2 protein-coding genes are annotated in these 1,290 nt (G+C 68.2%); one reads left to right on the top strand and one right to left on the bottom strand.

What is annotated here, in order from left to right; translation table 11 throughout:
• Window positions 1-585 (bottom strand): PGRS repeat-containing protein (locus tag LI92_RS23520; RefSeq protein WP_046322490.1); only part of this gene is annotated, 585 nt, incomplete at its 3' end.
• A gap of 190 nt (window positions 586-775) precedes the next feature.
• Here LI92_RS23520 and mce1N point away from each other — a divergent pair.
• Window positions 776-1,290, top strand: a 515-nt coding sequence (mce1N, locus tag LI92_RS21230) for a transport-regulating membrane protein Mce1N (protein WP_046322488.1), incomplete at its 3' end; no start/stop codon positions are given.

Raw genomic sequence — 1,290 nt, 5'->3', positions numbered from 1 at the left:
AGATGTGTATAAGAGACAGCCTCCGTCGCCGCCGTTGCCGATCATGCCGGCGTTGCCGCCGGCGCCCCCCATCCCGCCGGATTCGGTGTTGTCCCAACCGTCGCCGCCGTCGCCGAACAGCCAGCCGCCATGGCCGCCATTGGGCGCGTCGGCGGTGCCGTCCACGCCGTCACCGATCAGGGGGCGGCCGGTGAGCAGGAGGCTGGGTTGGTTGACCACGCTGAGCAGCAGTTGGCCGAGATCGCTGTTCACCGCCTCGTCAAGGCCGGCGTGAATCGGGGTGTAGAGGTACTGCAGCAGCCAGGTGTTGGGATCGACCGCGGGTCCGGCCAGGGCTGCGCCGCTCAAGGCGCTCAGAGCGGCATCCCAGTGGTCGGGGCTCAGGAATGTCTCCCAGGCGTCCGGCGAAAACAGCGCATCCCAGTCCGGCGCGCCGGTCGTGGCGTCCAGAAACGGTTCCAGGAGCTGGTCGGTCATCGGATCGAAGAAGTCCGCGTGGGCTGCGGGCGCAGCGGCCAGCGGCCCCATCCCGAACGTCAGCAGCGCCCCGGTGCAGGCGGTGAGACCGACGACTCGTGTGCGCATGGCGCGCTCTGCTGCAGTGCGGTGGCGGCGCATCATCCGAACTCTCTCCAGGGCAGGCAACCTGTGCAAAGCATGTATGCAGGCCAAAATCTAACTCAAACTACTTGCGCGTAAGGTAAGGATCGCCGAAACTCGCGCGACGCTGCGGTCCTGTGCAGCGCGTTTCGGCGCCGCGTTAGGCTGACCCGACATGTCTGCTTCCCAGCCGCAACCCGCACCGCTGTTCTTCGAGAGCGGTGCCAGCTGGTCCTGGGTGCTCTTCGGCCCCATTTCCGCGGGCCTGCTGTTGGTGATTCAGCACTCCAGCGGCTTCGGTTTCCAGCCGCTGGTCCCGGCGATCCTGCTGGTGCTCGTCTCGCTGATGCTCGCCATCCAGGTGAAGGCCGCACGCATCCACACCTCGGTCGAACTCACCGAGGACACGCTGCGGCAGGGCACCGAGACCATTCGGGTGGCCGACATCGTCGCGCTCTATCCCGAGGCCGAACGGCCCACCGGCTGGGGCAAGCAGGTACTGCAGAAGTGGCAGGAATCCCGCGCGCTCGGGGAGCTGAGCGGAGTTCCCCGCCGCCGGGTGGGGATCGGCCTGCGGCTGAGCGGGCGGCGCACTGTGCAGGCCTGGGCGCGCGACCACCGCCGACTGCGCGCGGCGCTGGGAGAGCTGATCCCCCAGACCGTCCCGCCGAGCGGGCCCTGTCTCTTATA

This window comes from Mycobacterium sp. UM_Kg1 (assembly GCF_000972925.1).
In the GTDB taxonomy this organism is placed as follows: Bacteria; Actinomycetota; Actinomycetes; order Mycobacteriales; family Mycobacteriaceae; genus Mycobacterium; species Mycobacterium hiberniae.
This window is presented reverse-complemented; position numbering and strand designations above follow the sequence as displayed.